Source organism: Blautia sp. LMAG:89, assembly GCF_008679485.1.
GTDB lineage: Bacteria > Bacillota > Clostridia > Lachnospirales > Lachnospiraceae > Blautia_A > Blautia_A fusiformis.
Map to the genome: position 1 here is coordinate 1 of NZ_NANC01000011.1, position 25,302 is coordinate 25,302.

Annotated in this window: 21 protein-coding genes, 2 pseudogenes and 1 other annotated feature; of the genes and pseudogenes, 3 read left to right on the top strand and 20 right to left on the bottom strand. The window is 45.0% G+C overall.

Annotation, left to right across the window (positions count from 1 at the left end; translation table 11 throughout):
* Nucleotides 1-209: 209 nt before the first annotated feature.
* Nucleotides 210-2,052 (bottom strand): annotated as a pseudogene (locus tag CCC70_RS16585) (ABC-F family ATP-binding cassette domain-containing protein).
* A gap of 456 nt (nt 2,053-2,508) precedes the next feature.
* Here CCC70_RS16585 and CCC70_RS12995 point away from each other — a divergent pair.
* On the top strand, nt 2,509-3,237 hold the full coding sequence (locus CCC70_RS12995) for a LytR/AlgR family response regulator transcription factor (protein WP_287085023.1): 729 nt from the start codon (nt 2,509-2,511) through the stop codon (nt 3,235-3,237).
* Here CCC70_RS12995 and CCC70_RS13000 read toward each other — a convergent pair.
* The 7 genes from CCC70_RS13000 to pta all read right to left on the bottom strand — a co-directional run bounded on the left by CCC70_RS13000 (nt 3,176) and on the right by pta (nt 10,577).
* Nucleotides 3,176-5,044 carry a sensor histidine kinase gene (locus CCC70_RS13000; RefSeq protein ID WP_287085024.1) on the bottom strand — a complete coding sequence of 623 codons (1,869 nt, stop codon included), beginning with the start codon at nt 5,042-5,044 and terminating at the stop codon, nt 3,176-3,178. The two genes, CCC70_RS12995 and CCC70_RS13000, sit on opposite strands and share 62 nt — an antisense overlap.
* 40 nt (nt 5,045-5,084) lie before the next feature.
* Entirely contained in the window at nt 5,085-5,759 is a 675-nt protein-coding gene (locus tag CCC70_RS13005; protein ID WP_287085025.1) for a hypothetical protein, read from the bottom strand.
* A 163-nt stretch (nt 5,760-5,922) separates the two neighbouring features.
* Nucleotides 5,923-7,290: an MATE family efflux transporter gene (locus CCC70_RS13010; RefSeq protein WP_118369305.1), complete on the bottom strand. Its 1,368-nt coding sequence runs from the start codon at nt 7,288-7,290 to the stop codon at nt 5,923-5,925.
* Nucleotides 7,291-7,386: 96 nt separating this feature from the next.
* A complete protein-coding gene (gene rpmF, locus CCC70_RS13015) occupies nt 7,387-7,569 on the bottom strand; it encodes a 50S ribosomal protein L32 (protein WP_015525241.1) in 183 nt (60 codons plus the stop codon).
* 3 nt (nt 7,570-7,572) lie between these two features.
* A complete protein-coding gene (locus CCC70_RS13020; protein WP_092069907.1) occupies nt 7,573-8,100 on the bottom strand; it encodes a YceD family protein in 528 nt (175 codons plus the stop codon).
* A gap of 251 nt (nt 8,101-8,351) precedes the next feature.
* Nucleotides 8,352-9,542: an acetate/propionate family kinase gene (locus CCC70_RS13025; RefSeq protein ID WP_118369303.1), complete on the bottom strand. Its 1,191-nt coding sequence runs from the start codon at nt 9,540-9,542 to the stop codon at nt 8,352-8,354.
* A gap of 27 nt (nt 9,543-9,569) precedes the next feature.
* Nucleotides 9,570-10,577: a phosphate acetyltransferase gene (pta, locus tag CCC70_RS13030; RefSeq protein WP_015525244.1), complete on the bottom strand. Its 1,008-nt coding sequence runs from the start codon at nt 10,575-10,577 to the stop codon at nt 9,570-9,572.
* A gap of 428 nt (nt 10,578-11,005) precedes the next feature.
* Here pta and CCC70_RS13035 point away from each other — a divergent pair, with 428 nt between their 5' ends.
* Complete coding sequence (locus CCC70_RS13035) at nt 11,006-12,280, top strand: tRNA(Met) cytidine acetate ligase (protein WP_278603572.1); 1,275 nt, start codon at nt 11,006-11,008, stop codon at nt 12,278-12,280.
* A 75-nt stretch (nt 12,281-12,355) separates the two neighbouring features.
* Here the strand turns inward: CCC70_RS13035 and CCC70_RS13040 are convergent, their stop codons facing one another.
* The 12 genes and pseudogenes from CCC70_RS13040 to CCC70_RS16750 all read right to left on the bottom strand — a co-directional run.
* Entirely contained in the window at nt 12,356-13,516 is a 1,161-nt protein-coding gene (locus CCC70_RS13040) for a pyridoxal phosphate-dependent aminotransferase (protein WP_118369301.1), read from the bottom strand.
* 218 nt (nt 13,517-13,734) lie between these two features.
* Nucleotides 13,735-14,523: an ABC transporter ATP-binding protein gene (locus CCC70_RS13045; protein ID WP_015525247.1), complete on the bottom strand. Its 789-nt coding sequence runs from the start codon at nt 14,521-14,523 to the stop codon at nt 13,735-13,737.
* Between the two features lie 3 nt (nt 14,524-14,526).
* Nucleotides 14,527-15,438, bottom strand: a complete 912-nt coding sequence (locus CCC70_RS13050) for an ABC transporter permease (protein ID WP_118624922.1) — start codon at nt 15,436-15,438, stop codon at nt 14,527-14,529.
* 72 nt (nt 15,439-15,510) lie between these two features.
* Nucleotides 15,511-16,539: an ABC transporter substrate-binding protein gene (locus CCC70_RS13055; protein ID WP_021652537.1), complete on the bottom strand. Its 1,029-nt coding sequence runs from the start codon at nt 16,537-16,539 to the stop codon at nt 15,511-15,513.
* A gap of 132 nt (nt 16,540-16,671) precedes the next feature.
* Nucleotides 16,672-16,922 (bottom strand) — a binding site (T-box leader).
* Nucleotides 16,923-16,980: 58 nt separating this feature from the next.
* Nucleotides 16,981-18,345 (bottom strand): PFL family protein, encoded by a 1,365-nt coding sequence (locus CCC70_RS13060; protein WP_015525248.1) that lies wholly within the window; start codon nt 18,343-18,345, stop codon nt 16,981-16,983.
* Between the two features lie 70 nt (nt 18,346-18,415).
* Nucleotides 18,416-18,688, bottom strand: a complete 273-nt coding sequence (locus CCC70_RS13065; RefSeq protein WP_015525249.1) for an ACT domain-containing protein — start codon at nt 18,686-18,688, stop codon at nt 18,416-18,418.
* Nucleotides 18,689-18,701: 13 nt separating this feature from the next.
* Nucleotides 18,702-19,499 (bottom strand): MBL fold metallo-hydrolase, encoded by a 798-nt coding sequence (locus tag CCC70_RS13070; protein WP_022427103.1) that lies wholly within the window; start codon nt 19,497-19,499, stop codon nt 18,702-18,704.
* The gene (gene coaE, locus CCC70_RS13075) at nt 19,486-20,085 is read right to left on the bottom strand and encodes a dephospho-CoA kinase (RefSeq protein WP_287085026.1); all 600 of its coding nucleotides are present in this window, start codon (nt 20,083-20,085) and stop codon (nt 19,486-19,488) included. The genes CCC70_RS13070 and coaE overlap by 14 nt, the downstream gene beginning before the upstream one ends.
* The gene (gene polA / locus CCC70_RS13080; RefSeq protein WP_287085027.1) at nt 20,086-22,725 is read right to left on the bottom strand and encodes a DNA polymerase I; all 2,640 of its coding nucleotides are present in this window, start codon (nt 22,723-22,725) and stop codon (nt 20,086-20,088) included.
* 2 nt (nt 22,726-22,727) lie between these two features.
* Entirely contained in the window at nt 22,728-23,075 is a 348-nt protein-coding gene (locus CCC70_RS13085) for an anti-sigma factor family protein (RefSeq protein WP_044962144.1), read from the bottom strand.
* Between the two features lie 174 nt (nt 23,076-23,249).
* Nucleotides 23,250-24,413 carry an RNA-guided endonuclease InsQ/TnpB family protein gene (locus tag CCC70_RS13090; RefSeq protein WP_287085028.1) on the bottom strand — a complete coding sequence of 388 codons (1,164 nt, stop codon included), beginning with the start codon at nt 24,411-24,413 and terminating at the stop codon, nt 23,250-23,252.
* Nucleotides 24,361-24,471: pseudogene (locus CCC70_RS16750) on the bottom strand (IS607 family transposase); the annotation flags it as partial. The pseudogene CCC70_RS16750 and the gene CCC70_RS13090, both read right to left, overlap by 53 nt.
* A gap of 134 nt (nt 24,472-24,605) precedes the next feature.
* Here CCC70_RS16750 and CCC70_RS13095 point away from each other — a divergent pair.
* A partial coding sequence (locus CCC70_RS13095) for a DegV family protein (protein ID WP_287085029.1) occupies nt 24,606-25,302 on the top strand: 697 nt, incomplete at its 3' end.

A 25,302-nucleotide genomic window follows, 5' to 3' on the forward strand; every position in this document is an offset into this window, starting at 1 on the left:
AAATCTTTTCGGAATGCATATGGTACACTGTAGTGAAAATCCTCATACACATCCGTATAAGGATTTTCATTGCAGAGTACCAAAAGTTAAGCGGATATTCGAAATCCGCATTCGCTACCTACTCATAACCGAATAACTGCTTCGCAGTTTATCCGGTTAACGTACCGTTATTTATGATACTAGAGTTTTGCCTGAGAAGTCAATATCTTTTACTCTTTCTGATTTTCAATCTGCTCTGCAAGATCATTTAAATATACCCAGCGATCCATTTTTTCGTCCAGCTTCTGCTGGATTTCCTGCTGCTCGTCGGGAAAGCTCCCGGAGTTTTCCCGCATTTGTGGCATTGGCAACCATCTCTTTGTCAATCTGCTCCAGACGTTCTTCCAATGCTGCGATGTCATCGTCAATAGTGTCAAATTCTTTCTGTTCTTTATAGGTAAATTTCAGTTTCTGTTTCCGGTTCTGTTTCCAGGTATCTGCAGCGGATTTCTTTTTCTCAGGCTCAGCTGTTTCTCCCTGTACTGTACCGCCATTCATATCTGAACGCGTTTCCAGAGACTGTCCTTTCTTTCCTTTGCTTCCAGATAATCCGTATAACCGCCCTCATACTGGACAAGCCGGCCATCTCCCTCAAATGCCATAATACGGTTCACCACATTATCCAGGAAATAGCGGTCATGGGACACCCGTGATCACGATGCCGGAAAAAGAATCCAGATAGTCCTCAAGAATGGTCATGGTGGGAATATCAAGATCATTTCCGGGCTCATCAAGAAGAAGAACATTTGGCGCCTCCATCAGAACCTTCAGAAGATACAGTCTTCGCTTCTCACCTCCGGAAAGCTTCTCCACCGGAGTGTACTGCATGGCCGGATCAAAAAGAAATCTCTCAAGCATCTGGGAAGCTGTGATCCTTCCTTCTTTTGTCGGAACATATTCCGCCACCTCACGGATATAATCGATCACCCGCTGTCTTCCATCCATATCCGGAACGTTTTGGGCAAGATACCCGATACGGATCGTTTCTTCCGATCTGAATCTCTCCGGAATCCGGCAAGATCAGTCCATCTGCCATTTTAAGAAGTGTGGACCTTACCGCAGCCATTTGGTCCGATGATCCCGAGACGCTGATCACGAAGAACAATATGATCAAAATCATTGATCAAAAGACGACCTTCGATGGTTTTACTTACATGATGAAACTCTATGGTTTTCTTTCCCATACGGGTCTCAATGGAATCCATTTCCACATTCTGCTCTTTCAGCGGGGTTTTTCCCGCCTTCCAGTGCTTCCAAACGGTCAAGCCTTGCTCTCTGTTTTGTATTCTGGCACGACAGCCTCTTGCTGCCCATTCCAGTTCCATCCGAAGTACACTGCGGCGCTTCCGGTCACTGGCAAGCTCCATTTCCTCTCTCTGCGCTTTCAGCTCCAGAAATCTGGAATAATCTCCTGCATAGGAATATAATTTTCCGTGGCTGATCTCCAGGATCCGGTTTGCCACACGATCCAGGAAATAACGGTCATGAGTGACCATGATCACCGTCCCACGAAAATTCCGGAGAAAATCTTCCAGCCATATGACCATTTTCTCCGTCCAGAATGGTTGGTAGGCTTCATCCAGGATCAGAATGTCAGCCGGATTTAAAAGCATCCTTGCCAGCGCCACTCTTTTCTTTCACCACCGGAAAGATTATCCATATTGATATTCTGATCGGTAATACCAAGTGTATTCAGCATGCGTCTGGCCTCACTTTCGGTACTCCAGTCCTTCTGCCATTTGCCTTCTGCCACATAGTCCAGAATGGTATATGCTGCGGGAAATTCCGGAGTCTGGGGAAGCCAGCTGATCCGGATCCCGTTCTGGGTGATCACCTGCCCTTCGTCCGGTTCTTCCTCTCCGGCGATCACGCGGAGCAAAGTAGTCTTACCGGTTCCGTTTACACCGATGATACCTATTTTTTCTCCCTGATCGATGCCGCAGGAGATATCATCAAAATATCACCTTATCTCCCAAAAATTTTGTGGATATGTTCTATATTAAGAATGTTCATGCGCATTTTCTCCGTTTTCTTCCAAAGTATATAAAAATCATTTCCATGATAGCGAATTTCCACGATTCCGTCAAGAATCACTGTTATGACAGGGGAAAGGGCTGTACCTCAAATCTGGAAGTACAGCCCTCTTGGGGGATTGTTTTTTTATCTGGATCTTGGTCAACAGTTTCTGGTGTCGCCAGCTGCTGCCCTTATTTTTCGTATATCCACCGCCTTTCGTATCTTTTGACGCTATTGTAAAAAAATTATCGGGAAATGACAACAGACCTGTGACAAAATGACAGTTTCCATGAAATATGACATTTTTGTTTGAAATATCTGCTAAAATCACGTTCATTCCTAATAATTTTCTACACAATACGTCATTTCAGGCAAAAATCCGATATTGGATATACACAAAAGTTATGATATACTATTTTTACTAATCTTTTATAAACCGGAGGTTATATTATTTTGAATATTGCAATTATTGATGACATCTCAACGGATGCAGAAGCCCTGAAGAATATCGCTGTTTCCTATTTTGAGAAAAAACAGATCCGGGCAGAAATCTGTCATTTCTTCAGCGCAGAAGAATTTTTTGAAGATTATCAGCCCGGAAAATTTCAGATCCTGTTCCTGGATATTTATATGGACGGAATGACAGGTATGGAAGCTGCGCGCAGGATCCGAAGACAGTCCGATAACTGCATCCTTGTTTTTGTCACTACCAGCAGTGATTTCGCTGTGGAAAGCTATGATGTAGGAGCCTCCTATTATCTTCTGAAACCATTTCAGCCAGAAAAACTCTGTTCCATTCTGGATTCCTTTCAATCCAGGCATTTACTGGCATCCCGTTACATTGAAGTCGTTTCTGACCGGGTTCCCATCCAGGTCCCTCTGCGCAGTATTTTATATGCAGATACATTCCGAAATGCAGTGTGCCTTCATACCGACGCCGGTCCGGTCCGTTCTTATCTTACCTTTCACAAATTTGAGGAGCAGATCCGGGACTGTCCTAATTTTCTCTCCTGTTATCGTGGCTGTGTCGTTAATATGGACCGTATACAGGAAGCTTCTGAAGAAGGCTTTCTTCTGGACAACGGGGAGGTTGTCCAGATCCGGAAACGTGGCTCTTCTGCTATCCGTAAAGCCTATCTTCAGTATCTCTTTGCGTCAGATGAAGAAATATCTCAGCTTTGAAAATGCCATTTTCAGACTGAAAATCCGCAAACCCTCCATAACGTGCCGCAATTTCCATGATCGACGCAGTTCCGATCCCCTGTCCGGAATGCTTACCTGAAAAAAATCCTGTTTTATTTCTGCGTAAGGGATCTGTGCAGCTGTTCTCTTCTTTTATAAGAAGTTTATTACTTCTGGTACGGATCTGTACACGGACAAATCTGGAACTGCCTTTCGGACAAAGCTGTGCCGCTTCTATGGCATTTTCCAGAAGATTACCAAAGAGACGACAGAAATCTGTATCCTGGATCCCTGTTTTTTCCGGTGCTTCTACCTGACACTGAAAAACGATCCCGTTTTTTCTGCATAGTTCTTCATAATAATGTAAGATCGCATCGGCAACCTGATTTTTACAGTAAGAATGATAGGTCAAACGTTCCTGAAATTCACGGGTATACCGGCAAAGGTATTTCTGCATTTCTCCATACTGCTCACGTTCCAGTAATGCAGACAGAACACGAAGGTGCTGACGCATATCATGACGGACACGGCTGGTTTCTTCCATCTGTTCTTTTAATCGGTCGTAATGATTTTTCTGGGCAAGGAGACGAAGTTCAGTCTGATGACTGTATACCTCATAAGTCAGACGGATCTTATATGCTTCTGACAGGTCTCTCCACAGAACACAGCCAAACGCAGCTGTCAGTATCAGCCCACCTGTCTCCGGGAAACCTCCTCCAAAAATCGGCTCATAAAGATACCCTATCCGATCTGCCACAAGGGAACAGGCATAAATCGTTGTTCCCACCAAAACGATCTTTCCATATCTGCAATCTGTTTCTCCAAAAGTATTGAGCAGCATATAGATCGCTGCCACCCATTTGACTGCCTCACTGATCCAGACAACATCATAAAGAAGCCTGGCTGAAGGAAGTATATCCGCAAAAATCTCCAGAAAGAAAGCTACTACGATCCAGAGATCGATCAAAAGAAACAGATATATGCCCCTTTTTTTTCCTATAATACAATCCTCAAGCCGGATCATGCAGGAAAGGATCAGATAATAGATCATAGTTTCCAGGGCATACCAGGGCTTTGTGGGAAGAAGAAAAAAATTATGTACCAGGGAGCATAACGAATACCCTGCCACACAGAGACAGACCAGATTAAAAATAGCAAATTCTTTTGTCCTGGTTCTGACATGTACCATAAGAGTCCCAAACATGATACAGATACAGAACGCAATGGCACAGCCGCTTCCGAGTACCCGCAGTCCTCTCTGTATGCTTACACGGACCGGAGATCCCAAAACCGGAATAGTCTGGATTCCGGATCTGATATGGCTTTTGTCTGCTACTGCTATGACAATCTCCACAACCCCGGATCCCTGAAACGTAAAAACACGGTTCATGACCCGGTCCACATAGGTTTTTTCGTCAGGATTCCCTACTTCCCCGGCCAGTTCTCCATTGATATAGATTCGGTATGCGGAAAAAACCTCCGTCATAGATATAGCCCAGATTTTTTCCTCTTCGGGCAGGATCAGAAACATCCGGTATGTCCCACATCCATACGTAGAAGCCTCTTCATTCCCCAGTTCCATTTCATTACGCTCTCCGATCGAAATATAACAACTGTAATATCCTGGATCCTTTTTCAGCATCTCAGGTGTAAGCAGCTTTCCCGGAAAATATTGCCATTCCCTGGCAAGATAATGCAGCTTTGCCGCCGCATCTTTATCATCCAGACAAAGGATTCCCTGAATGGGCTGCTCGCCTTTCGCTGTATATTCATTATTTATGAGATACATCATAAAAAAAACAGTCATAGATAACACCACAGTAAGTCCAAAGATCAGGGTCCATTGCCTACTTTTCTCCTTTATGACTGTCACCTCGCTTTCCGGATCTGCTTCGGATTCCTACGATCAGCACTGTTATCATTGTTGCTGTCGTCAGGACTGCCACTGCAAAAGGATTCTCTTCTATATCATCTATTTTCCGACCTCTTACGCAGAAGATTCCTGTCTCGTCCGTGTCAACGATCAGAAGATCCTGCTTTTTATCCAGGAATGTCTTTAGTTTTCTTCCTCGGGAATCCGTAATTTCCATAGTTTCCGGACCTCCGTTGGGAAACATCTCTTTTACCGGTATCATGATCCGGCTCCCCGGAATATCCGTGATCTTCTGAGTGCCTTTATAGATCTTTATTTCATATGAATGATTGGAAACCTTTTGTACCAGTGCCTGTATTGTACCATTCTCTGCTACCTTCCAACTTTGTGCCACAGAAGCAGGGATACGAAGACTGATTCCTTCTTTTTCAAAATTTATATCTCCCATATATTTCAGGATAAGATCCAGACGTTTTCCACTGATCACAGTCCATTTTTCAGTAACAACTTCTGTTACCTTTCTGGCCGGCTGCTGCACTTCAGGTTCAGCCCGTACAGTTCTCGCGTTATAAATCATACCGACACACAGCGCAATAACTTCAAATATCAACCAAAAACCATATCGTATTGTTTTTTGCAGATTATACATATCTGGTCATCCCCATTACATATGTTTCATCTATCTGCATCCAGAATACCTCTTTTTCAGCTTTCAGGCAATCAAATCTATACGTAATAAATCGACATCTTTCGAACAAAACAAAGGTGCTGATCACTGCTATTGCACAGAATCAGCACCTTTTCATATATCGTTATTTCTTTTTCTGCATACCTGGAAATCGCCGAAAATAATAGATGACAAACAGCACCGCAGTAATTATCCAGGACACCGGATAACTGAGCATGATACTTTCGATCCCCGGATGAGATCTTACAAAGGCAAACAACCAGATGATACGTAAAAGACAGACTCCTCCACAGGTCAAGATCATAGGAACCAGTACTCTTCCGGCACCGCGCAGCGCTCCGGAAAGAATTCCGATCACAACATAAATAGCATAGGACGGAATCAGGAAACGGATCATATGCACCCCAATGTCTACAACCACCTGATCGGTTGTAAACAAATGGTAGATCGGATTTGCGAACAGAATAAGTGCTCCGCTTACAATAAACGCCGAAATGTATGCCATCATCATACAGACGCGGACACTTTTTCGCATGCGGTGGTATTTTCCGGCACCATAATTCTGTCCCACAAAGGTGGTAATTGAGATGGCAAAAGCATTGCATACCATCCAGAACACCGCATCAATCTTTCCCATAGTTCCCCAGGCTGCCACTGTGTCAGTCCCCAGTTCATTGACAAAAATCTGAATGGTGAGATTGGCAATATTATACATCACCGATTCCAGTCCTGCCGGAAGTCCAATCCTGAGAACAGCCCCCAAAGACCGGAGATCAAAACGAATCTCATGAAATTCCAGACGATAAATATCCTCTGCGCGCATCAGGAACCAGGTTACAAGGATGGCACTGACTGCCTGGCAGCTGACTGTTGCAAGTGCAACACCGAGGACTCCCATATGGAAGATCACTACAAATACAACATCCAGCAAAATATTCAACAAACAGGTAATGATCAGCACATAGAGCGGTCTTTTGGAATCCCCCACTGCTCTTAAGATACTGGATACCATGTTGTAGACCAGATTGAAAAATGTTCCCGCAAAATAGATATGCAGGTACAGCACAGAATCGGGAATTACTTCTGCCGGTGTTTTCATCAGGTGAAGGATCGGCTCAGCCAGGATAAAACCTGCTGTTCCCACAATAATACTGGCAGCCAGGCAGAAGATCATGGATGTGTGAAGTGCTTTTTTAAGGTTTTTGTGGTCTTTCGCTCCGTAAAACTGAGAAATCACTACAGACGCACCGGAACATAAACCTACAAAAAAACCTACGATGAGATTCACGATCATACTGGATGAGCCTCCTACTGCTGCCAATGCTTCTTTTCCCACAAAGCGGCCTACTACAACTGTATCGGCAGTATTGTATATCTGCTGGAACAGAGTTCCAAACAAGATCGGAAAAAAGAATATCAGAAGCTGCTTCCAGATCACACCCTCTGTGATCTGGTTCACGGCGGTATTTTTCTGATTCTTGTTCTGTTTCATATTTTTTTATTTCCCCCCAGAGTATAAAAAAAGCCGGTATACTTATCTCAGCATACCAGACTCTTTTCGCATCATATATTGACTGTCTAATTAAAATTAGTCCTCAACTTTGATGATTTCCTTCTTATTGTAGCTTCCGCAAGCTTTGCAAACTCTGTGTGGCATCATAAGTGCTCCACATTTGCTACATTTAACAAGGTTCATAGCGCTCATTTTCCAGTTCGCTCTTCTCTTGTCACGTCTAGCTTTGGAAGATTTGTTCTTAGGACAAATGGACATAGGTTACACCTCCTTAAATTTACTGAATATATCACTGATAGCTGCCATGCGGGGATCCTTAGGCTCCTCCTTGCATCCGCAGGGACCTTCGTTCAGGTTCTTCCCGCAGCGGCTGCAGATACCTTTACAGTCTTCTTTACATAAGACCTTTAAAGGCCAGCATATCAATACCTCAAGATAGACCAACCGGTCCACATCCAGGTTCATACCTGTGAGATAGCTGCTTTCATCCAGATCATTGACACGCTCTTCATCAGAAAGCTTCATATCGAGCTTCTTCTTAAATTCCAGCGGTATCTCGACGGCTACTGTCTCAAGACAGCGGTCACAGGGAATACCCACTGTGATCTTACCGGTTCCTGTAAGCTCAAGAACCTTATCACCGGTATTGGTGATCGTAAGCTCTACCGGTTCCTTCGCAAGTACCGGAAAACTTCCCATCTGAAAATCAATCTTCTCCAGTTCAGGAACAACTGATTCCTGGATCGTCTTGCCATCACAGGAAGAAATGTCTAATAAATGAATCTGCATAAGTCTCTCCTATCCACACTCAATCCATTATACATATGGTCTTGTGATTTGTCAACGTTATTTTCGGGAAAATATTACATTTTTTTAATTTTTTGTTACTGTTGGCTTAATCAGAAATTCGGGGTAAATTACGGGGGTGGACCTTTAATTGTCCGCCCCCCGAATGTATACTGCTGATCCACAGTAATATATAATTCTGCCTGATTACCGATCATGCCCGAACGGTTCTGTACCGGTACTGAAACAGCTGATTATACCAGTGCTACAGTCTCACGGCAGATTGCAAGCTCCTCGTTTGTCGGGATAACTGCAACCTTAACCTTGGAATCCGGTGTGGAGATCACGATTTCCTCGCCACGATGTCCGTTAGCATCTTTGTCAAGTGTTACGCCAAGGTATCCGAGATAGCTGACAACCTTCTCACGTACCGGGATCGCATTCTCACCGATACCTGCTGTGAAGACGATCGCGTCAACACCATTCATTGCTGCAACATATCCGCCTACGAATTTAGCGATGCCATAGCAGAGAACGTCGATGGCATTAGCTGCATCCTCGTTTCCGCCTTCAGCTGCCTCGTTGAGGTCACGGAAGTCGCTGGAAAGTCCGCCGGAAAGTCCGAGAAGACCAGATTTCTTGTTGAGTACGTTCATAACGCCCTCAATGTCCAGGTTCTCTTTCTTAGCAATGAACTCCATGATAGCCGGATCGATGTTACCGGAACGAGTTCCCATAACAACACCTTCAAGTGGTGTAAGACCCATTGTTGTATCTACACATTTGCCATTTACAACTGCGCTGATGGAAGATCCGTTTCCAAGGTGGCAGACAATAACTTTGGAGTTGTCTTTGTCAAGGCCAAGGAAATCAACAGCTCTCTTGGATACGAAGCTGTGGGATGTTCCGTGGAAACCGTATCTTCTTACTTTATATTTCTTGTAGAAGTCAAGCGGAAGTCCATAGAGATATGCTTTAGCAGGCATTGTCTGATGGAAAGCGGTATCAAATACGCCTACCTGCGGTACGCCTGGCATAAGCTCTGCACATACACGGATACCAATGAGGTTAGCCGGGTTGTGGAGCGGTGCAAGGTCATTGCACTCTTCTACTGCTTTGATCATCTCGTCTGTGATCACTGCGGAAGAAGCAAATTTCTCGCCTCCGTGTACGACACGATGTCCGATCGCATTAACCTCTTTAAGGCTTCCGATCGCACCTGTCTTATCGTTTGTAAGAGCATCCAGTACCATCTGGATTGCTTCTTTATGTGTTGGCATAGCTGCCTCTGTGATCTCTTTGTCACATCCGGCTTTCTGGTATACCAGTCTTCCGTCGATACCGATTCTCTCGCAGAGACCCTTTGCAAGTACATTCTCTGTCTCAGAATCGATTAACTGATATTTTAATGAAGAACTTCCACAGTTGATAACTAATACGTTCATGATTTAACTCTCCTGATCTTTTAATAATTATTTATCCTCTGCCTGGCACTGTACTGCTGTAATCGCTACAACACCTACGATATCATCTGCAGAGCATCCGCGAGACAGGTCGTTTACAGGTTTTGCGATACCCTGTGTAACAGGTCCGTATGCTTCTGCTTTACCAAGACGCTGAGCAAGCTTGTATCCGATGTTACCTGCATCAAGGTCAGGGAATACCAGTACATTAGCTTTACCTGCTACTTCGCTTCCCGGTGCTTTGGATGCGCCTACGCTTGGAACGATAGCTGCATCAAGCTGGAACTCTCCGTCAAGTTTAAGCTCCGGATGCTCCTCTTTGGCAATTCTTGTAGCCTCTACGACTTTATCTACGTCAGGATGCTTTGCACTTCCCTTAGTGGAGTGGGAAAGCATAGCTACGATCGGCTCCTCCTGAACAAGGAGTTTGAAGGACTCAGCAGAAGATGCTGCGATCGCAGAAAGCTCATCCGGAGTCGGGTTCTGGTTCAGACCGGAATCAGCAAATACGAATGCACCGTTTGCACCATACTCGCAATCCGGAACAACGATCAGGAAGAATGCGGATACAAGCTTGGTTCCCGGTTTTGTCTTCAGGATCTGAAGGCATGGACGAAGTGTATCTGCTGTAGAATGGCATGCACCGGATACCATACCGTCTGCATCCCCCATCTTAACCATCATTACGCCATAGTATGGGTACTGAGTATGAAGGATCTCTTTCGCTTTCTCAGGTGTCATTCCCTTCTTTGCTCTCAGCTCTACAAATTTATCAATATATGCCTGAGTTCTGTCAGATTTCTCCGGATCTACGATCTGTGCACCGGAAATATCAAAGCCGCCCTCTGCAGCTTTCTTGTTGATCTCTTCCTCATTACCGATGAGGATGATCTTTGCAACTCCCTCTTTCAGAATCTTGTCAGTTGCCTCAAGAGTTCTCATATCCTCTGTCTCTGGCAGTACAATTGTTTTTACGCTTTCTTTTGCTCTTTTTTTAAGCAGTTCAACAAATCCCATGATTAAATGGCTCCTTTCTTGATGTAACAAAAACGCTAGTGTCTGTTCGGGCACTACACTATGTTTATTATACCCCCTTACCCTTTTCTTTTCAAGCGTTTCATTGTCAGAAAATGGCTATACTGCGTATTTTTTGAAGTGCAATTGTTACTGTTTACCGACAATGTTCTGCGATGTGTTTTTTGTGGATAAAGATCACAGATGGCCCGAGGATTTCGGCGCATGATCATAAATTTGCGTGATTTCTGTATCTCACAAAGGGTGTTGCCGGGCCCAGAGCGGACAGCAGCATTCGGGTTTATGGCAGCAAAACAGATTTCGAATGCCGCTTAACTTTTTACATTGCTTATGTTAAAATAGCACCATTATTATAATATAAGAACTTATTTCAAGATTTGAATTTTCAGAAACGGCAGGTACTTTTTTATATGAAAATTGTTGGAATCATTGCAGAATATAACCCATTTCACAAAGGTCACGAATACCAGATCCGCTATGCCCGGGAGATCCTTGGTGCTGATTATATTGTGATCGCCATGAGCGGGGATTTTGTCCAAAGAGGGGCTCCTGCCCTTATGGAAAAACATCTCCGGGCTGAGATGGCTCTTCTCGGAGGCGCCGATCTGATCCTGGAAATGCCGGTACAGACAGCAACGGCCAGTGCGGAAGGATTTGCCGCAGGTGGCGTAAGCCTTCTTGACGGGCTTGGTGTTGTAGATGAGCTATGTTTCGGAAGCGAATGCGGAGATACAGAGACTCTTATGAATATTGCACAGATTCTTGTAAAGGAACCGTTTAAATACCGCAAACTCCTTCAGCAGAATCTTCGTACCGGAATGAGTTTTCCTGCTGCAAGAAGCAGTGCTTTGATCCGTTACATGCGAGAAAAAGCCACTTCCGTGTATAACACATTCGGCGTTTCATCAGAACATATTGAACTCATTCTTTCTTCTCCCAATAACATCCTGGGAATCGAATACTGCAAAGCGCTTCTCCGTCTTAACAGCCGTATCCTTCCTCATGCACTTTTAAGAAAGGGAAGTGGTTATCATGATACGGATTTTTCTCTGCTTTCCGACGAAGAATTTCCCTCTGCTTCCGGCATCCGGAGCCTTATGAAAAAATCCGAAGGAACTGTGCAGTCTGCTGATCTTTCCCGGTTGATCCCTTCTGCTTCCCTTCCCGGATTCCTGAATTCTCTCAAAAAAGGAGCATGGCTTTCTGACTCAGCACTGGATCTTCCTCTGCATTACAAACTGCTTCTGGAATCCGAAGAAACTTTAAAAATGTATCCGGAGCTTTCGGATGCACTGATCCGGCGTATCCTGAAATCCCGAAATCAATATGAAGGTTTTTCCCAGTTTGCGGATCTTTTGAAAACACGGGATATTACCCGTTCTGCTATCTGCCGCAGCCTTGTCCGGATCTTTCTTGACCAAAAAACAAAAGCACCCGGACACATTCCCTATGCCCGGGTACTTGGCTTCCAAAAAAACAGCGCTCCGCTTCTCAGCCAGATCAAGAAAAACGCCTCGATCCCGCTGATCACCAAAGCCGCCGATGCATCTGCGATCCTCGATGAAACTGCGTTTCGACTTTTTAATGAAACCTGTGCGGTTTCCAATCTTTACGAAATGCTTCTCTGCCACAAAACAGGTCAGCCTTTCATCCACGAGATGAAAAAACCGCTGCGGATCATTTAAGATCCACAGCGGCTTGAACGCTAATAAGTAATCTTTTCATGGCTTGAGATCGGATTTTGAACAACTTTCAGTTATTCAGTTTAATCCGCTTTTTCGGATCGCTTCCACTGCTTCCCGGATCTTCTCCGGCGGAAGTACCAGGGCGAAACGTACGTAGCCCTCTCCGTGGGGACCAAAGCTTGCTCCCGGAGTCACGATGACGCCGGCCTTTTCCATCAGTTCCATACAGAATGCCATGCTGTCGGTGCGGCCACCCGGGATCTTCGCCCAGACAAACATGGTGCCTTTTCCATTTGGAAGTTCCCATCCGATATCACGAAGTCCCTGGCAGAGAGCATCTCTTCTCTCCTGGTACTTCTGACACTGTTCTTTTACGCTGTCCAGCGGTCCCTGAAGTGCTGCAATAGCTGCTTTCTGAAGCGGCAGGAACATGCCGAAGTCGATCTGGCTTCTCAATTTGCGGAGCGCTGCGATCACATCCGGCCGGCCTACCAGAAAGCTAAGTCTTGCGCCTGTAACATTGAAGGATTTGGAAAGACTGAAAAATTCCACGCCAATATCTTTCGCTCCCGGAGTGGCCAAAAAACTTCCTCCAAATGCCCCGTCAAAAATAATATCGCTGTACGCATTATCATGAATGATCAGAATATCATATTTTTTCGCAAATTCCACGATTTCTTCGTAAAGTCCCGGAGTGGCAATGCTTCCTACCGGGTTGGACGGCAGGGATACTACCATATATTTAGCCTTATTCGCTATTTCTTCCGGAATTCCCTTTACATAGGGAAGGAAATCATGCTCTGCAACCAGCGGATAATAGTAAGGAACTGCTCCTGCCATCAGACTTCCTGCTGCAAATACGGGATAGCACGGATCCGGAAGAAGTACTGTATCTCCCTCATCACAAAGCGCCATGCCAAGATGCCCCATTCCTTCCTGACTTCCATAAACAGTCATTACCATGTCCGGTGTCAGTTCCACATCAAAACGTTTCTTATAATAAGTACAGACTGCGTCCAGAAGCTCCGGCAGATCGCGGAGACTGTATTTCCAGTTGTTATCATCCATAGCTGCTTCCGCTACAGCTTTCTTGATATATTCCGGAGTCTTGAAATCCGGAGTTCCCACACTCATGTTATAGATCTTCATGCCCTGTGCTTCCAGCTCCATACGCCGGTTGTTCAGAGCAGCAAAAATTTCATCTCCAAATCGGTCCAGTCTTTTTGAAAACTGCATATCATTCGTCCCTCTTCCATAATAAAATTAAACGGATATTCGCAATCCGCTTCGCTACTTGCTCATAAATGAAATCACAAAGTGATTTCATTTATTTTATCACGGTAACGTGACATACTCAAGAATTTTCATAAAAAAAGAACCATCACCTGTGTAAAGCAGCTATTCATTTTCCACTTTACACATGATCGGTAACGGTTCTTCATTATTTATTCCGTTTATTCAGACAAAAGAATACGGTCATTATCCAAAGCCTTGCCCACTCCCGTTTTAAATTTCTCAAGAAGGCCATCCACGGTCATATCCTTCTTCTCTTCCCCTCCGATATCCAGCACGATATTGCCGGAGTCCATCATCAGGATACGGTTACCAAGATCAATTGCTGACTGCATATTGTGTGTGATCATCAGACAGGTCAACTGATTTTCTTCCACGATCCGTCTGGTGAGATTAAGGACTTTCTCAGCAGTTCCCGGATCAAGGGCTGCAGTATGCTCGTCCAGAAGAAGTAATTTCGGCGGATTCATGGTTGCCATCAAAAGCGTCAGCGCCTGTCTCTGTCCACCGGAAAGAAGACCTACCGGATGACTCATCCGCTCTTCCAGCCCAATGTCCAGCTTCTTTAATTCCTCACGAAAACGCTCTTTTTCCTGCCGGGTCGTGCGGGAAAGCCACCCACCCTTGCCGGCTGCAAGTGCAAGATTCTCTTCGATCGTCATTCCCGGTGCAGTGCCACGCATCGGATCTTGATAAAGACGTCCGATCTCTTTTGCGCGTGCATGCTGCGGCATAAATGTGATATCCCTGCCATCCAGCTCGATTGAACCGGCATCTGTAAGAAAATCACCGCAGATCGCATTAAAAAGTGTTGATTTTCCTGCACCATTGGAACCGATGATCGTAGCAAAGTCGCCTTTTTTCAGTTCCAGGGAAAGATCTGTGATCGCCTTTTTTTCGTTTACGGTTCCCGGATTAAATGTTTTTGAAATATGGCTGATTTTTAACATAGATCATCTTCCCCCTTTTGCATGAGTCATTCTTCTTCGGATCTGCGGCCACTGTTTCTTAAGATATGGACCGGAAATTGCAAGAACAACGATCACAGAGGATACCAGCTTCAGCATAAATGCCGGCATATTGAACCGAAGTGCGATGGTATACACAAGGCGGAAGATAAAGGAACCAAGCACCATTCCCACCGCTCTCACAAAAATTCCTCCATGTCCGAGAAGAGTACCTCCGATCAGCAATGATGCCAGTGCGATGGTGACCATACCCTGACCGATGTTGATATCTACGGATTTCTGTGACTGAGACAGAAGACATCCGGAAAGTGCGGTAAATGCATTTGCCACGCAAAGGCCGATCACCGTTGTAAAGACCGGATTGATGGAGGAAGATTTTACCATATCAGAATTATTTCCGGTTGCCCGGATCGCAAGGCCAAGTCTTGTTTTCAGAAAGAATACCAGAAATACGATCACGAGGATCACTGCGATGGCTGCAATCAGGATATCTTCCCTGCCTTTTAACGGTGTACCTGCAAGCGCATCCTTCATCATGGTAAATACTGTGGTCGTCCGATTCATATTGATCAGGGATGAGCCTCCCATAACTGCGATATTTACGGAATATAACGCCGTATTTACAATGATACCTGCAAGCAGGCTGTCTACTCCCAGCTTCGTCTGCAGGATAGCCGTTACAAATCCTGATGTAACACCTGCTGCCATGGCTGCCGCAATGGACAGAAACGGATGTCCGCTTACAGCAACTACGGCTCCTACAGCGGCCCCGAAGGTAAAGCAGCCATCTGTAGAAAGGTCGCAGACATTCAGCATGGAATAACTAAGGAACAAAGCAAGAACTGTCAGAGAACAGATCAGTCCAAGCTTCAGGGCAGTCTCCCCGAGGGAGAGCATAGTTGCAATCGTCACAGTGATTTCCTCCAATTGGATTTATTTCATAACTGCTCACAAAAGTGAGCGGTTAATTTATTTTGATTCTACTTCATCAAAGCTTTCTGCAGTTGTGATCTCATTTACCTGTGTGCAGAGAGGCTCAAATGCCTTCTTTACGGTATCGAAATCAAGTCCAAGTGCCTTGCAGGTTTCTGTATTAACTGTTGCAGTACCATTGTCAAAGGTTTCAACAGCTGTCTTAGACGGATCCGCATTATCTATCAGGATGTCAGCGATCATATCGGCTGTTTTCTGTCCCAGATTTGCATAATCAACACCATATCCTACAAAGGCACCATTTAATGCAAAGGAGTCGGCACCTGTGTAGTGCGGGATTCCTGCGTCGATGAATTTTTCATAAATAGAAAGCTCTGCTGTCATGATGGTGTTGTCCGTAGGTGTAAATACGGCATCCACACCGTCAGCGATCAGTGCATCTGCTGCGAGCTGGACTTCATCTGTAGTGGTTCCGGTACGCTCTACATATTCGATTCCCTCTTTATCCAGATAATCTTTTGCTTCCTGGATCGCTGTTGTGGAGGAATCCTGTCCTACATCATAGAGAAGACCGATCTTCTTTACATCCGGATTCTGTGCCTGGATCAGCTTCATGATAGAAGAAGTATCCAGGTAATCGCTGGTTCCTGTGATATTTGCACCAGGAGCATCCAGAGAATCTACAAGACCGGAGCCAACCGGATCAGATACTGCGGAGAAAACAACCGGTGTATCGCTTCCTTCTGTAGCGGACTGCATACGCATTGCCACCGGTGTAGCCACACCAACCATCAGGTCAACCTTATCCGCCTGAAAATCTGAAATGATCTGTTCCATAACACTGGCATCTGCATTACAGTTATCATAAGACACATCAAATGTGACACCCTTTTCTTTGCCAAGCTCCTCCAGACGGGACTGGATGTTGTCTACGATCTGGTTCAGGGAAGCATCATCTACATAATTGCAGATGCCCACTTTAAAATCCTCCGCCATAACCGGGCTTGTCATCATCATAGTTGTTGCTGCTACTGCTGCTGCGATCACTAACATTCTTTTTTTCATGGTTTTGTTCTCCCTTCTTATTTCCGCTTATGATTACCTTTTGTACACCTTGCGGTCTGCTTTTCCGGAACAACTTTCATGCGACAGAATCGCTTTTCCTGTAACACAAAAACCGTCCCAAGCTTATATCATGCTTGAGACGGTAATAAAAGTTCTTTATTATCGCGGTACCACTCAAATTGACGAATCGTCCACTTTCCGGTGTACTAACATACACTCCTCATTGGTAACGGGTTCGGTTCCCGTCGGCGCCTACTGTACAGATAAATAGTTCGGGCCGCCCTCGAAAGTCCATTCAACATCTGGTCCCCTGCGGATTTCCACCATCACCGCTCTCTGTGAAGCTTCCTGAAATGTTTACTTCTCTTTCTCACTGGTTTGTTTTTTAAGTTGTGTTTACTTTAGCACATCAACGTGAGTCTGTCAAGCCCAAAAATAAAATTAATTCTTAAAGCTGTGGATCGGTGCCGGGATCCTTCCACCTCTCTGTACAAATGCATCACAGGAGAAGGAATTTACAGGCATGATCGGAGCATAGCCAAGAAGACCTCCGAACTCAACCGTTTCGCCCACACCCTTACCGATAACCGGGATAAGACGTACTGCAGTTGTCTTCTGATTTACCATACCGATGGCAGACTCATCTGCGATGATACCTGCCAGTGTAGTCGCCTTGGTATCTCCCGGAACTGCGATCATGTCCAGACCAACAGAGCATACACAGGTCATGGCTTCCAGCTTCTCCAGAGTAAGAGCTCCCTCGTTTACCGCATCGATCATTCCCTGATCCTCGCTGACAGGAATAAAGGCACCACTTAATCCGCCCACAGCAGCTGCTGCCATAACGCCGCCTTTCTTCACCTGGTCGTTGAGAAGTGCAAGCGCTGCAGTTGTTCCAGGTGCACCGGCTCTCTCAAGGCCGATCTCTTCCAGGATCTCAGCTACGGAATCACCGATAGCCGGTGTCGGTGCAAGAGAAAGATCCACAATACCAAACGGCACGTCAAGACGCTTGGATGCCTCACGTGCAACCAGCTGTCCAACTCGTGTAACTTTGAATGCGGTACGTTTGATCATCTCGCAGAGAGTTCCGAAGTCCTCGCCACGAACCTGCTCCAGAGCTTTCTTTACAACGCCAGGGCCACTGACACCTACGTTGATGATGCAGTCCGCCTCTGTGACACCGTGGAACGCGCCTGCCATAAACGGGTTATCATCCGGTGCGTTACAGAATACTACCAGCTTGGCACATCCAAGAGAATCCTGGTCCTTAGTAGCCTCTGCTGTTGCGAGGATGATCTCGCCCATCAGCTTTACGGCATCCATGTTGATACCGGTCTTGGTGGAACCAACGTTTACAGAACTGCAGACGCGCTCTGTTTCTGCCATTGCCTGAGGAATGGAGCGGATAAGAAGCTCCTCTGCCGGAGTCATTCCTTTGCTTACCAGTGCAGAATATCCGCCGATAAAGTTAACGCCAACTTCCTTGGCACATTTATCCAGCGTTCTTGCGATGGTCACAAAATCCTCCGGTTTCTTACATGCAGCCCCGCCAACCAGAGCAATGGGTGTTACGGAAATTCGTTTATTTACAACCGGGATACCGTACTCGGTTGCGATCTCATCACCGGTAGCTACCAGATTTCTGGCCTTTGTGGTGATCTTTTCGTATATTTTCTGATTCAGTGCATCCAGGTCAGGATCGATACAGTCCAGAAGGCTGATACCCATGGTGATGGTACGCACATCCAGATTCTCCTGCTCGATCATTTTATTTGTCTCGTTTACCTCAAAAATATTGATCATTTTATTTTCTCCCTGATGATTGATGTAAAGTAGATATCATATGCATTGGCAATCCGCATTCGCTGCTTGATCATACTCGATGCATCATGTTAAAAATATCTTCATGCTGGCAGTGGATCACAACACCGATCTCCTTGCCCAGATTTTCAAGCTCTTTTGCAAGTTCACCGCCATCCTTTTCACATTTTGCTGTGTCTGCGATCATCATCATGTTGAAGTAACCCTGAACGATGGTCTGAGAAATATCCAGAATATTAACCTGATTCTCTGCAAGATATGTACAAACCTTTGCAATAATTCCTACTGTGTCATTTCCTACTACTGTGATAATTGTCTTCTTCATCGTTTTTTCCTTTCTACACTGTGATTATTTCTGATATGTGATCCCTCTTCGCTACCTGGATCTTAAAATCCCTGGAACGGTACGGGTTGTCACCAAGTGTCACCTCCGAGCACACAGTCTCGTAGGCAAGTTCTTCATAGTTGTTTTCTCTGCTTAAATGGCCAAGAAAAACCGCCTTCAGATTATCATGGAGGATCCGACAGAGCAGACGTCCTGCATTCTCATTGGAGAGATGCCCACGGTCTCCCAGAATCCTCTGTTTGAGATAATAAGGGTATTTTCCAACCTGAAGCATGCGGATGTCATGATTTGCTTCCAAAAGCACCGCATCCAGATTCTCCAGATTTTTTACAATGTAATCATTATATTTTCCAAGGTCCGTGGCAATGCCCACAGAATGCTCTCCGCATTCCAGGCGGTAACCCACCGGCTGTGCAGCATCATGGGGAATGGTAAAAGGATTTACCGTCAGGTCCTTGATCTCAAAAGGCTCATCCTCCCGGATCTCGTGGATCAGTCCCTCCGGCATTTTTCCAAGGGATTTCATACGAAGCATGGCATCTGCGGTTCCACCTGTGGTATAGATGGGAATTCCGTATTTTCTGGAGATCACTCCCAGTCCCTTGATATGGTCGGAATGTTCATGTGTGATCAGGATGCCGTCCACATCTTTCCCTGTAAGATCCAGGGAATTCAGGCCTTTTTCGATACTCTTCCCGCTGATCCCCACATCTACCAGAACATGTGCCTCCTCAGATCCCACATAAATACAGTTGCCGCTGCTTCCGCTGGCAATACTACAAAGTCTCATTTCTCTCTATCCCTTCTCTGATCTGTCTCCGGGTACTCTTCAGATCTCCATTATTCTCGATCACATAATCCGTATGTTCTCTGAAAACCTGGTCAGATACCTGGTTTCGGATAATGCCAAGAGATTTCTCTCTGGAATAGCCACGGCTTTCCATCAGACGACGGATCCGGATTTCCTCCTCTGTATACACATACCAGACTTCATCACAGAATTCCTGATAATTCTCTTCCAGAAAAAGAGCAGCTTCCACAACACAGATCTCTCTTCCGGCTTCCTTCTGTTCTCCAAGAAGATCTAGGATTCTCTGCTTTACAGCCGGATGGATGATCCCGTTTAATTTCAAAAGCATATCCTTATCTGTGAATACTACATCAGAAATCCGTTTCCGGTCAATAGTTTTATCTTTTTTTATGATTTCTTTTCCAAACAATGCGATCACCGCATCGTAACACTCTTCCCCCGGTTCCATCAGAATGTGACCAAGCTGGTCTGCCTGGATCACATATGCCTGGAAATCTTCTTCCAGGATTCCAAGTACTGTACTTTTTCCGGCCCCTACTCCGCCGGTTACTCCGATCACTCTCATTTATTTCGCCTCATACCAGCTGTCACCCTGGTGCATATCTACGTCAAGTTCCACTGCAAGATCTGCAGCTCCCTTCATCTCTTCTTCCAGAATACGGGAAACTTCCTCGATCTCTTCTTTCTTTGTCTCGATCAGAAGCTCATCGTGAACCTGCAGCACCAGCCTTGAGCGCAGTCCCTCTTTTTTCATTCGTTCATAAACATGATTCATGGCTATTTTGATGATATCTGCTGCAGTACCCTGGATCGGAGAATTCATGGCTACACGTTCTCCGAAGGAGCGCTGCATGAAATTACTGGATCTCAGCTCCGGCACGGGCCTTCGTCTGCCGAACATAGTTGTCACATAACCGCGTTCCTTGCCATCCTTTACCAGACCGTCCAGAAAGCCCTTGATCTTCGGATAGGTCTCGAAATATTTCTCAATATAGGCAGCTGCCTCTTTTCTGGTAATACTTAGATCCTGGCTCAGTCCAAAGGAACTGATTCCATAAACGATTCCGAAATTTACCGCCTTGGCATTTCTTCGCTGAAGAGATGTCACTTCATCCAGCGGCACATGAAACACCTGGGATGCGGTGAGCCGGTGGATATCCTCCGCCTCACGATAAGCCTGGATCAGTTTTTCATCACCGGACATATGTGCCAGCACACGAAGCTCGATCTGGGAATAATCAGCATCCAGAAATACAAATCCCTCCTCCGGCACAAAAACCTTACGGATCAGCCTGCCCAGCTCCATGCGGACCGGTATGTTCTGAAGATTCGGATCTGTACTGCTGATACGACCGGTTGCTGTGATCGTCTGATTGAAAGTAGAGTGGATCCTTCCATCTTCTCCGATCACATTTCCGAGACCATCTGCATAAGTGGATTTCAGCTTGGTCAGCTGGCGGTACTCCAGGATATCTTTTACGATGGCATGATCCGGCGCCAGCTTATCCAGGATATCCGCCGCTGTGGAATAGCCAGTCTTGGTCTTCTTTCCACCTGGAAGTCCCAGCTTTTCAAAAAGGATCACACCCAGCTGTTTCGGGGAATTGATATTAAACTCCTCCCCTGCTTCCTGCCAGATGGTTTTTTCCAGCTCCTGAATACGGACTTTAAGTTTTTCACCATAGCTCTTAAGCTCTTCACCCTTAACGGAAATCCCCCATTTTTCCATGGAATCCAGGGTAAAGACAAGAGGAAGCTCGATCTCATCATAAACCTTACGCATGCCTGTTTCATCCAGTTTTTCAAGAAGAACCTTTCGGGCCATGCAGGGCACAAACGCCTGATAGCAGGCATAATTTCCAAGGCATTCCAGTTCCTCTTCCCAGGCCTTTTTCAGAGAAGTCTTTCCAAGAAGGTCTTCCTTTGAGGGGAGCATCATACCATCCAGATATTCTCTGGCGATGTCATCATGGGAATAGGAAGATTTCAGCGGGTTCTGAAGATATGCAGCAACCCCCGCATCAAAAACCTTCTTCGGATCATCAAGGGAAACATGTTTGAGAACTGATTTAATATCCATAGCACAGAGCACCGTACTGTCCGCCAGAGTTTTCAGTTTTCCGCAAAGGTAATCCCCTGTGAGAAGTCCTCCTACCGGGATCTGATAGATTTCTTTTTCATCCAAGACCAGTCCCACGGTATACACCTGATCCGGATCTGCAAGAACAGAAATACCCACCTGATCTTTCTGCGCTGCTTTTTCAAACAGTGCCTCCACACCGGAAAGATCATTACAGGTAAAAAATTCCAGTTCCATGGAGGAATCTGCTGTCGCAGCCGGATCAAAACGGTTCAGCATGTTCTTAAATTCCAGGCGTTTACACAATTCATATGCCTCCGGAGTATAGGGATTTTCCACTTTCGCTTTTTCGTAGGAAAATTCCAGCGGACTATCTGTGTTGATGGTTGCAAGCTCTTTGGAAAGCTGTGCCAGATCATAATGCTCACGGAGAGATTCTTTCGCCTTATTAGGCTTTACCTCTTCCAGATGCTCATGAGCATTCTCAATGGAACCGAACTGCACGATCATCTTGGTCGCGGTTTTCTCTCCAACGCCCGGGATTCCCGGAATATTATCAGAGCTGTCGCCCATCAGCGCTTTCAGTTCTATGATCTGCGGCGGCGTTACCTGATATTTCTCAAGAACTTCCGCTGTATGGTAGTTTTCAATGGTTGTCTTTCCCCGGACAGTCTTCGGAAGCCGGATCAGCACCTTATCTGTGGCAAGCTGAAGAAGATCCCGGTCTCCGGAAAGAACGGTAACATCCATGCCCTTTGCTTCACTTCTTCTGGCGACCGTACCAAGAAGATCATCTGCTTCATAGCCTTCCAGGGACATGATGTTGATCCCCATGGCAGAAAGCATCTCCTTGATCAGCGGAACCTGTTCCCGAAGCTCCTCCGGCATGGGTTTTCGGGTGCCTTTATAGGCTTCATATCTCTTATGCCGGAACGTAGGTGCACTCAGATCAAACGCAACGGTAAGATACTCCGGCTTCTCTTCCTCCATGATCCTGAACATAATATTCAGAAATCCATATACCGCTCCTGTATGACGTCCTTCTGCATTGGTAAGATCCGGCAGACCATAAAACGCACGGTTCAGGATGCTGTGACCATCGATCAGTAATATTTTTTCACTCAAAATCAAATTCCCTCCTTCAGTTCCAGGATCACAAAAACAAGAAAGACCACCAGTGCCGCGATCAGAACGCAAACTGCCACTGCAGCGATCGCTCTGTGAAATTTCTTTTTTCGGATATACCTTCTGGATTTTCGGATATCCTCTTCCAGAAGCTCCTTAAAATCCAGAACAGTATCTTCCTGTTTCTCATCCAGTTGCTGCATGGCCTTATGTACAATGAAATATGTGGCAAGCTCATCGTAGCAGGAGGAACACTTCTCAATATGCTCCAGAAAATCCTCCAGATCATTCAACGGCAACGTATGATCGATATATTTATTAACCATTCCCTCTGCAATACGACAGTTCATATTTTCCCGTTACTGAAAACTTATAAAAAGTTATAAACTTCTATGTTTCATTCCTACTTCAACGAGTATGCTTTTGATGATATAAATATCTATCTACTCACAAGTTCTTGTACTCTCCATAGGCGTAAATTCCGGATTAACGTACCCGTACATATTTGCACTAACGTTTTAGTGTTAGCTTGCAACTCTTTCTCCATAAGCCTTGAGATTTATAGATGCCTGAAAATCTCTATCAATGACATTTCCACAATCACATTTATAAATTCTGTCAGATAATTTCAAGTCTTTTTTAATGTTTCCACAGCAACTGCAAAGCTTTGATGATGGATAAAACCAATCTGCCACAATAAGCTGAATCCCTTTATCCCTGCACTTGTGTTCAAGCTGCTTTCTAAACTCAAAAAACCCCTGATTCTGAACTGCTTTTGATAAATATCTATTTTTCATCATTCCACTAACATTCAAATCTTCAATACAAATAAATCTTGGTTTTCGACTTACAATTTCAGATGTAGTCTGATTCAAATAGTTCTTACGGATATTTGTTAATCTGTGATTTCGTTTTAATAAAAGTTTTTCCTTTTTGATTACATTATTTGTTTTGCAGTAACTTTCTCCTTTCTTATTTTTCTCGTAAGAGCGAGAGATACTACGCTGTAATCTGCGTTTCTGTTTTTCTAGTTTCTTTACTTTCTGACTTTTATTGATGTTCTTATACTTAGCTCCATCAGAGCAAATAGCCAGATCTTTGATTCCTAGATCTATACCAATTCCATCATCATTAAGTTTTTCTATGCAATCAGGAAATTCCACACATACGCTGATCCACCAGTTCAACCCATCAAAAGATATTCTCGGATTCATGTATTTAGCATCTGTAGGAATACGACCATGCTCTGCAAGTCTTACCCAATTTAGTTTTTGTTTATTTCTTTTCCTGCTCGAAGAAAATCCTTCAAACTTAACATGAGTATTGCTGAATTGTATCTTAATATTATCCTGATAGAACTTCGGCATTGATCTCTTTTTTGACTTGAATCTTGGGAATTTCTGCAAACCTTTGAAAAAGTTCTTATAAGCAGTGCAGGCATCTTTGATTGCCTGTTTGGTTACATTATTTGAAATACTCAATAACCATGCGTATTCATCAGAATGTCTAAGCTTTGTAAATTCTTTTCTGAGTTCTGCATCTGAAATGAATTTTCCGCCTTTTTCATAGTTTTCTATTTCCCTTGCCAAAGCCCAGTTATAAGCAAATTTTGAAGCACCTGCGTACTGAAACATCTTAGTTTTCTGTACATTGTTTGGTATCAACATTGCTTTTATGGCTTTTACCATCTACTTCCTCCTGTATCAGTTCCCGGATAAGTTTCTCAGCTTTATTCGCTCGACTTCCCAGAATGTTATATCATTATAGCGAATTAAACGTTGAATGACAAGGGCGGTTTCCTGTGGTATACTTGAGATGTCCCGGTCAGAAAACAGAAAAACTGACCAAATATGAAAATCCAGGCGAGGAGGATCACCATTATGAAATCTATAGCAATCGTTACAGACAGTAACTGCGGCATGTCTCCCGCTCAAGTAAAAGACCTTGGCATCTACATGCTTCCAATGCCGTTTTTTATAGATGATAAGGAATATCTGGAAGACATTGACATGAACCAATCAGAGTTCTTTCAGCATCTTGAACAAAATCCAGGCTGCAGAGTTTCCACATCTCAGCCTACACCGGAATCCGTCACTACCCTCTGGGACAAGCTGCTCAAAGACTACGACGAGATCGTACATATCCCCATGTCCAGCGGTCTCTCCAGCTCCATGCAGACTGCCCGCATGCTTGCAGAAGACTATGATGGCCGTGTACGTGTCGTAAACAACCAGAGGATCTCCGGGACCTTACGTTACTCTGCCATCGAGGCTATCCAGCAGGCTAAAAACGGTCTCTCTGCCGATGAGATCGGAACCTGGCTGGAAGAAACCCGCTTCGACTCCAGCATCTATATCACTGTAGCTACTCTGAAGTACCTGAAACAGGGCGGCCGCATCACGCCTGCAGCTGCAGCCATCGGAACCATGCTCCGTCTGAAACCGGTTCTGCAGATCCAGGGCGAAAAGCTGGACGCCTTCTCCAAGGCCCGCACCATGACCCAGGCAAAAAACACTATGACGAAAGCCATCAAAGATGACATTGCAGACCGCTTTGGAGAAAAGATCAACCTGGATG